Annotated in this window: 10 protein-coding genes; 7 read left to right on the forward strand and 3 right to left on the reverse strand. The window is 53.5% G+C overall.

Annotated features, from left to right (window positions below):
• Position 1: 1 nt before the first annotated feature.
• From PN498_RS02320 to PN498_RS02330, 3 genes are all read right to left on the reverse strand, one after another.
• Complete coding sequence (locus PN498_RS02320; protein ID WP_272061064.1) at positions 2-808, reverse strand: acetamidase/formamidase family protein; 807 nt, start codon at positions 806-808, stop codon at positions 2-4.
• A 36-nt stretch (positions 809-844) separates the two neighbouring features.
• Positions 845-1,396 (reverse strand): acetamidase/formamidase family protein, encoded by a 552-nt coding sequence (locus tag PN498_RS02325; RefSeq protein ID WP_272061065.1) that lies wholly within the window; start codon positions 1,394-1,396, stop codon positions 845-847.
• Between the two features lie 89 nt (positions 1,397-1,485).
• Positions 1,486-1,626, reverse strand: a complete 141-nt coding sequence (locus PN498_RS02330) for a hypothetical protein (RefSeq protein WP_272061066.1) — start codon at positions 1,624-1,626, stop codon at positions 1,486-1,488.
• A gap of 11 nt (positions 1,627-1,637) precedes the next feature.
• Here PN498_RS02330 and moaB point away from each other — a divergent pair, with 11 nt between their 5' ends.
• The 7 genes from moaB (at position 1,638) to PN498_RS02365 (ending at position 7,913) form a co-directional block, all read left to right on the forward strand.
• Positions 1,638-2,156 (forward strand): molybdenum cofactor biosynthesis protein B, encoded by a 519-nt coding sequence (moaB, locus tag PN498_RS02335; protein WP_272061067.1) that lies wholly within the window; start codon positions 1,638-1,640, stop codon positions 2,154-2,156.
• 104 nt (positions 2,157-2,260) lie between these two features.
• Entirely contained in the window at positions 2,261-3,103 is an 843-nt protein-coding gene (locus PN498_RS02340; protein ID WP_272061068.1) for a metal ABC transporter permease, read from the forward strand.
• Positions 3,104-3,148: 45 nt separating this feature from the next.
• Positions 3,149-3,463 carry a hypothetical protein gene (locus tag PN498_RS02345; RefSeq protein WP_272061069.1) on the forward strand — a complete coding sequence of 105 codons (315 nt, stop codon included), beginning with the start codon at positions 3,149-3,151 and terminating at the stop codon, positions 3,461-3,463.
• Positions 3,464-3,830: 367 nt separating this feature from the next.
• Positions 3,831-5,033, forward strand: coding sequence for a metal ABC transporter solute-binding protein, Zn/Mn family (locus tag PN498_RS02350; protein WP_272061070.1), 1,203 nt, complete (start codon positions 3,831-3,833; stop codon positions 5,031-5,033).
• Between the two features lie 35 nt (positions 5,034-5,068).
• On the forward strand, positions 5,069-5,833 hold the full coding sequence (locus PN498_RS02355) for a metal ABC transporter ATP-binding protein (RefSeq protein WP_272061071.1): 765 nt from the start codon (positions 5,069-5,071) through the stop codon (positions 5,831-5,833).
• Positions 5,763-6,812, forward strand: a complete 1,050-nt coding sequence (locus PN498_RS02360) for a metal ABC transporter permease (RefSeq protein WP_272061072.1) — start codon at positions 5,763-5,765, stop codon at positions 6,810-6,812. Before PN498_RS02355 ends, PN498_RS02360 begins: the two co-directional genes overlap by 71 nt.
• 90 nt (positions 6,813-6,902) lie before the next feature.
• Entirely contained in the window at positions 6,903-7,913 is a 1,011-nt protein-coding gene (locus PN498_RS02365; protein WP_272061073.1) for a CobW family GTP-binding protein, read from the forward strand.
• Positions 7,914-7,916: the final 3 nt, after the last annotated feature.

Here is a 7,916-nt window from a genome sequence, read left to right on the forward strand (position 1 = left end):
CTTAGCTGGCGGCTGGCATCGGCTTCACGTTCTCTTCGGCAAAAATGCCCTTGGGAATGATGCCATGCACACCCCAATTGCCATCGACCACCTGAGTAATCGCAAAGTCAGTCCCGACCGTAATCAGCGAAAAGGCTTCATCCTCAGTCAAGTTCATCCCGTTCATCAAAAAGTCGCGGGCCTTAGCGGAGCTATCCTTGAGCGCCGGATCGAGCGAAGACACCGTATAAATTTCCTGCTGGGCGTCTTCTCCCAGAGCTTCTAGGTAGTTCGGGTAGGTAAAGCCGTGAACAATCCAGGAATCAGGGGTTTCCAGCAAAGGATAGTTGACGCCCTCCAGAATGCTTCCCGTCAGGTCGGCTTGCTTATGCAGAACAAATTGGAACACGCCAGTAATCGAGGTTTCAATGGCGGTGCCATCCAGTTCTGAGTCGCCCTGAGAAGCGTGGGCATCACCGCCGGAGAACAGAGCACCGGGCACCGCTACCGGCAGGTACAGAGAAGTACCCACACCAATGTTGCGGTTATCGATGTTGCCGCCAAAGTAACCCGGCGGAATGGAATCAACCACATCGGCTTCGCTAGGAACGACCCCCATAGAGCCCAGGTGCAGACGGAGGGGAATTTTGACCCCTTCTAGGGTATCTTCAATCTCGGTAACGGTGTCGTGATCAACAATGATGCCAGGATAGTCAATCGTCTCATGGGCTTGCCCATCGGGAGTCGTTTGGGGCGTCCACTGGTAACGGTAGACGGCCTCGGCCCACGATTTCTCTCCCGTAGCGTCCATCTCATACAGCGTAATCACCTCGCGCGGTTTGGGGTCTTCCTTGTAGTTATCGTATTAAAAGCCCCACCAAGCCGAAGCGTTAGAGCCATAGGTTTTGGTCGGATCCAGGCCGCTGGGACGCAATTTCAGATCGACAACGCGCACCTCTAGCAGATCGCCGGGTTCTGCACCGCAGACATAAACAGGACCCGTGAGAATGTGTACGCCAGGACCACGATCGCTAACGATTTTGCCCTCCGCTGTCCAGCTGTAAATGTCTTCAATGGCGGGGTCGCCGGCAATCATGCGATCGTAGTCATCACCCGCGTGGTGAGTAATGGTTTCCAGGGTGACGTAGTCCTGAGAATTAATGGCAATCACCGGCGCTCGATTTTTGCTGTAATAGCCCCAGTGCACCGTTTCAGGGCTGGCAGCCACCTCGTAGTGGCGAGGACTAGTTGCGCGACTGCCACAGCTCGTTGGCATCGTATTTTCAATCGGAGGCACCGCCGCACTCACCGGGGGCATGCCAACGGAAAGAAAACTCGCCATCAAACAGAGCACAAGCGTGGCAACAAACAAAGACGGGCGGGTCTTCAGCCCGCGCATTTTACGATTTTCAGCCATTCTGTCTTTCCTGAAAGGGGTTTGGCCCAATAATCTCAGTTATGTTTCTACAGAATGCCAATAGCGTTTGTCATCTAGATGACACTACTTCACCGATAGAGGCGATCGCCTTGCATCATGCGGGTCGGTCCTGGCAGGAAGGGGCGTGCATTTGCGTCAGGTGAGCTGAATGACGAGGGATAAGGCAAAATCATGTCTATACCCGCCTGCCATCGAGCATTGTCTTTCATCCCCGAATACCATGACTGCCGACGTCTTTATCCCCGTTCCCATTGCCATTCTCACGGTCTCCGACAGCCGCACAGAAGCCACGGATAAATCGGGCCAACTGTTAGTGGAGCGCCTGCAAACCGCAGGCCACACCTTGGCTGAAAAAATGATCGTGCCCGACAACATTTACCAAATTCGAGCGGTAGTCTCCCGCTGGATTGTCGATGCTGGGGTGCAGGCTATCATCACCACTGGGGGCACGGGAGTCACCGGGCGGGACGGCACCCCTGAAGCTATTGTCCCCCTGCTGGATAAAGAACTCCCCGGCTTTGGAGAAATCTTTCGCATGGTGTCTTACCAGGAGATTAAAACGTCCACAGTGCAGTCCCGCGCCCTGGCAGGGGTGGCCAACGGCACCTACATTTTTTGCTTGCCGGGGTCATCGGGAGCTTGCCGCACCGGCTGGGATACTCTGATCAACGACCAGCTGGATGCCCGCCATCGGCCCTGCAACCTGGTGGAGTTGATGCCTCGCCTGCTGGAGCGGTAGGCGGATTGACCTGTCGCCATCTAAATTCTGACAAGGGCGATCGCAGTAGGAATTGCAGCAAGCTATAAAATAATCGTACGAAAATCACGCTCCCCAGCGACGATATGGACTGGTTGCTAGACCCCTTGAATTATGAGTTTATGCGGCAAGCGCTCATGGCAGGTGTGCTGATGGGCATTTTGTGTCCGATTGTGGGCACGTATCTGCTGGTGCAGCGGATGGCGCTATTGGGGGATGTGGTGGCCCATGCGGTGCTACCAGGGCTAGCGATCACCGATTTCCTCAATATACCTTTGGTCATCGGAGCCTTTGTCTTTGGCATGTTCGGCACCTTTGTCACGGGCTGGATTCGCTCGCAGTCCAAAGTCAAGGTCGATGCAGCCATGGCTATCACTCTTTCCAGCTTTTTCTCATTGGGCATCATCCTGCTTACCAGCTTGCGCAGCCGCTTTGATCTCGAAGAGCTGCTGTTTGGCGATATTCTCAGCATTGCCCCAGCAGACGTGTGGGAAATGGGGTTTGTGATGCTTGCGGTGTTAATTGGCGTGAAGGTGTCTTACAAGGAGCTGTTGTTTTTTACGTTTGACCCGTTGGGTGCAGAGGCCGTCGGCCTGCCGGTAACTGCGATAAATTTTGGGTTGACAGCTGCCATTACGCTGACGATTGTCGCCAGCATCAAGGCAGTAGGCTTTATTTTGGTGGTGGCGCTGATGGTGAGCCCGGCAGCAGCAGCCTATCTATTCACTAAAGAACTGCACTGGATGATGGGAGTAGGCGCAGGGTTAGGGGTGCTGTCTTGTCTAACGGGAATGTATATTAGCTACTATTTCGATACGCCGTCTGGACCCGCGATCGCACTCACGCTTTTTGCCTGCTTTTTACTGGCGTTGCTGTTTAGTCCGAGCCAGGGGATTTTGACCCGCAGTCGAGGGCAATCCAAAGCTTGATTTTAAGCTGGGGTATGGCATCAATTTAGCCCCGATGGTCAAAGCATGATTGTTAGTTCTTACGGTCAAGAGAATCCAGACGAACAAAAGAGTAGTCTTTACACCTTTGACGGGGTTGAGATAGCGACATACCTTGGCGAATTCAGAGCGTTCTGGCCAGATGCAAATATGGTCGTTACGACTACGTCGTCTCGGCAGTCTGATACCAGGACATTGTTTATTGAAACTCATTTGAGCAGTCTGGAAGGTGAACTGCTGGCTACAGTCGTCGGTAGCTTTGGTGGCATATCGCCGAACCAGGAGTTTCTGGCCGTTTCGCCTAACAGCTCGCCAAGGGTCACGAACTTATATCGAAGGTGAGGATAATCGAGCTTCAAAATCTTGGCAAAGGGAACATTTGAAGTGCTTCTCGCGAGTCTTACTTAAAACTGGTAGGCGCCCAGTAGCAATTTCCTAATGGAGCCAGCTAACAACACCATGCACACCAATCGCCGAAAATCTAGTCGGTTCTGGACAGAAATTATCTGTGGCGGATGATTTAACGTATAGCCCTTATACCAATGCATTGAGTTGCCGAACGGTATGCTGCGGCAATCAGGGTAGGGGGTTGGGTTAGCAATTGACAGACAAGGGGTGAACCCCTAGCATGTTAGAGCGGATTAGGATGATAATCATTCTCAGAAAAACAAGATAACTCTTTTTCCAAAGCATTTCAGGAGAGCGCTCCATGCCCAAACTATTCCCCTCTCGAACCACGCTATTGCTGGCCTCCTCTGTGGCGCTCGCCCTCGGTCTGGGCAGTTGTGCCACAACTTCGCCTACCAGCGAAACGGAAACTCCCGAATCTGAGGAGGTAACTGCTGCCCCAGAGGAAACACTGCGGGTGGCGACGACGTTTTTGCCGGTCACTCAGTTTACCAATGCTGTAGCTGGCGATCGCGCCGAGGTTGTGCAACTGCTGCCAACGAACGTCGGCCCTCACGAGTACCAGGCTAAACCAGGCGATGCTCAGGCGATCGCCAATGCCGATGTGCTGGTCAAAAATGGCCTGGAGATGGAGTTTTTCCTAGATGACATGATCGAGAATGCGGGCAATGCTGAGCTGGCGATTATCGATTCCAGCGAGGGCATTGCCACCCTTGCCAGCGCGGGTGACCACGGTCACGACCACGCCAAAGAAGAAGGACATGATCATGCTGAGGGCGAAGCCCACGATCATGACCATGACCATGCCGAAGGGGACACCCATGCGGAAGGTGAGGATCATGATCATGACCACGCCGAAGGCGAGGAACACGACCACGCTGAAGGGGACGCCCACGGTCATAGCCACGGTGAATTCGATCCTCACGTCTGGCTCGATCCTAAACGGGCCATTGAACAGGTCGAGAATATTCGGGATGGATTGATTGCCGCTGATCCAGACGGCGAAGCGGAATACACGGCCAATGCCGAAGCGTTTATTGCTGAACTGCAAGCCCTAGACGCAGATATTAGCGAAAAATTGGCACCCTTTGAGGGACAGACCTTTGTGGTGTTCCATGACTTTGCCGCTTACTTTGCCGAAAGCTATGGCCTGCAATCTGAAACGCTGGTAGGCATTCCGGAGGAGAATCCCTCGCCGGAAGATGTGAAGCGGGTAATGGAAACCGTGCAGGCAGAAGGACTAAAGACGATTCTGACGGAACCTCAGGCGGGGCAAGAATCGTTTGATGCGATCGCCGACGACTTGGATATTAGCGTCAGCATGTTTGATCCTCTCGAAACAGGTGATTCCGAAGCGGTGCAGCCTGAATACTACCTCAACACTATGCGCCAGAATGCTGACAATCTCGTGACAGGCTTCGAGGGGGCCAACCAGGCTTGGCTCCCGCTCTGGGATTTTCAACCAGCAGCCGTGGTTTCCCAACGGGTAGGCTTGCGGTTCTGATTGGTGATTTTGTGAGTGCAGTCAGGAGTTAGCGCTTGAACGATCCGGTTTTAGTGGTGCAGGGGTTAACGGTGTATCGCGGCAATCACCCAGCGGTGCAGGAAGTTTCCTTTACCGTACCGGCGAGTACCGACACCGCAATTATCGGCCCCAACGGGGCCGGAAAAAGCACGCTGATTCAGGCAGTGCTGGGCATTCTGCCGCGTCAAGCCGGACAAATTTCGGTTCTGGGGCATTCCCTATCCGCGAAGGGGTACCTTCCCCCAGCGGTGCGACAGCAAATTGCTTACTTGCCCCAGAACTTTTTGTTTGATCGCCGCATTCCCATTACCACATCTGAATTGGTGGGCTTGGGCTGGAATCGCGTGGGGCCACAGCTGCCTTGGGCAGGCGGACAGGCACGTCGTCATGCCGTGCGAGCCGCGCTGACTCAGGTGGAAGCCTGGCACCTGCGTGATCAGCTCGTGAGCGGCTTATCGGGCGGAGAGACCAAGCGGGTACTGCTAGCCTACTGCCTGGTGCGACCCCGTGCGCTGTTGATTTTGGACGAAGCCCCAGCAGGTCTGGATGTCTTGGGGGAGTCAGAGTTTTACCAATTGCTGCATCAGCTCAAGCAAGAGCAGGGTTGGGCAATTTTGCAGATTTCCCACGATCTGGACATGGTCCGTCGCAGTTGCGATCGCGTGCTTTGTCTCAACCGCAAACTCTTGTGCCAGGGCACCCCCGACCATGCCCTTGCTCCTGAGCAATTATCTTTGGCTTACGGGCCGGATTTGGTTCGCTATCACCATCGTTGTTAAGGCAGTAAAGCCATCCCTTTTTGCCAAACTTCCAAATCGCGATAAGACTGAATTTTCCCTCCCGCCATCCCAATACATCCTCAAAACCCGATTCTTGTTTTCCATTTTTCCCACTCTCTATCCTCCATCCGCCACTCCCATGGCCCTCGAAACTGAACTCACTCGCGTTATCGAACTGTTCCAACTCCCCTTTATGCAGCGGGCGCTAATGGGTGGCGTGTTGACCGGACTCATGGGCGGCTTACTGGGCAGCTTCACCATCCTCCGACAACTTTCCTTTTTCAGCGATGCGCTAGGACATTCCGCTCTGCTAGGCATCAGCATTGGGCTGCTGCTAGGCTTTGACCCGTCCTGGGTGCTGTTGCCCTTTGCAGTGGTGTTTGCTTTAGTGGTGACCTATTTTTTGGAACGGACTCAACTCTGGACCGATGCCCTGTTGAACATCATTTATTCCTCCTCTCTGGCGGTAGGTATCATTCTGCTCAGCTTTCGGGATGAGTATCAGGGGGGTATTACGAACCTCCTGTTTGGCGATATTCTCGCCGTACAAACTGCCGATCTGATTTTCGGTACCATGCTGTTGGCAGTATGCGCGGGGTTCATTGGCCTGACCCTACGATCGCAAATTCTTCTCACTCTGCACGAACCCATGGCGATCGCTCGGGGTGTCAACGTCTCCGCCCAGCGCACCGCTTTTATTGTTCTGCTTTCTCTGGTAGTGGGCATTTCCATCAAAGCGATCGGCGTCTTACTCATTAGCGCCTTTGTGGTTATTCCAGCCTGTGCGGCTCGCCTGCTCAGCCGTCAATTCTCCCACTACATCCTCATCTCCGCAGGTCTAGGTGCCGTCAGCGCTGTCATCGGCATGCTCTTGTCTGCCCTGTTTGATCTTCCCTCTGGCCCGAGCATTGTCACCGTGCAACTGGTGATTTTCCTGATGAGCGCTCTCATTCCAACTGCCCGTGTTCTGGCTCCCTAACTTGCCTTATGAACCAAACCCCGGATGCGTTAACCCCCCGCCCACTCCTCTGTCAATGGCAACTCAGCCCGCCGTTTTGAGACCGATACTATGACTACTTCATTAGCAAAAATGATTCCCAAGCGGGGGATGCCAGTGACTCTAATTACTGGATTTTTAGGTAGCGGCAAAACCACCTTGCTGAATCACATTCTGGCCAACCGTCAGGATTTGAAGGTAGCAGTGCTAGTGAATGAATTTGGCGACATTAACATCGATAATCAGCTGCTGGTATCAGCCAGCGAAACCATGGTGGAGCTGAGCAATGGCTGCATCTGCTGCACTATCAACGACAGCCTGGTAGATGCTGTGTACACCGTGCTGGAACGGGAAGAGCGGATGGACTATTTAGTTGTGGAAACCACAGGACTAGCTGATCCGCTACCCATTATGGTGACATTTTTGAGTACGGAACTGAAAGCTTTCACCCATTTAGACTCTGTTATTACGGTCGTGGATTCAGAAGCCTTTACCAAAGACCATTTCAGCAGCGATGTTGCTCTCAATCAGCTGGTCTATGGCGACATTATCTTGCTGAACAAGGCTGATTTGGTGGTCGAGGCCAAGCTATCTCAATTAGAAACCTACATTCAAGATATCAAAGAACAAGCCCGATTCTTGCGGTGTTCGCTGACGGCAGAGGCCGACGGACTGCCACTTTCTGCCCTGCTGGACGTGGGTTTAGCAGAACCGCCTGTGGTAGATCTAGACCAAGGGGAGGTTCAGACATCAAACCAAACATCTCCCCATCTGGCCCAGGATGGCTTTATCTCGATACCGTTCAAGAGCGATCGCCCCTTCAATCTGACTAAATTTGAGCATTTCTTGACGGCTCAGATGCCCGTTGATGTCTTTCGCGCCAAAGGCATTCTCTGGTTTGAGGGCGAGGAGCAGCGCCACATCTTTCAGCTCAGCGGCAAGCGGTGTAGCATTACCCCTGAACCGTGGACCGCTCCACCCCAAAATCAACTCATCTTCATCGGTCGCCAGTTGAACCCGCTGCAACTGCACCAACACCTCACCAATTGTTTGACCGGTAGCCGCGTCTCGCTCTTGTCCTAAAGC

Origin of the sequence: Oscillatoria sp. CS-180, assembly GCF_028330965.1 — a bacterium.
Lineage (GTDB): Bacteria > Cyanobacteriota > Cyanobacteriia > Phormidesmidales > Phormidesmidaceae > Halomicronema.

Coding starts and splice junctions, on each gene's coding strand:
- PN498_RS02330 (WP_272061066.1), bottom strand. CDS start 1,626: ATGAAAGACAATGCTCGATGGCAGGCGGGTATAGACATGATTTTGCCT.
- PN498_RS02360 (WP_272061072.1), top strand. CDS start 5,763: ATGCCCTTGCTCCTGAGCAATTATCTTTGGCTTACGGGCCGGATTTGG.
- PN498_RS02350 (WP_272061070.1), top strand. CDS start 3,831: ATGCCCAAACTATTCCCCTCTCGAACCACGCTATTGCTGGCCTCCTCT.
- PN498_RS02340 (WP_272061068.1), top strand. CDS start 2,261: ATGGACTGGTTGCTAGACCCCTTGAATTATGAGTTTATGCGGCAAGCG.
- PN498_RS02325 (WP_272061065.1), bottom strand. CDS start 1,396: ATGGCTGAAAATCGTAAAATGCGCGGGCTGAAGACCCGCCCGTCTTTG.
- PN498_RS02345 (WP_272061069.1), top strand. CDS start 3,149: ATGATTGTTAGTTCTTACGGTCAAGAGAATCCAGACGAACAAAAGAGT.
- PN498_RS02365 (WP_272061073.1), top strand. CDS start 6,903: ATGACTACTTCATTAGCAAAAATGATTCCCAAGCGGGGGATGCCAGTG.
- moaB (WP_272061067.1), top strand. CDS start 1,638: ATGACTGCCGACGTCTTTATCCCCGTTCCCATTGCCATTCTCACGGTC.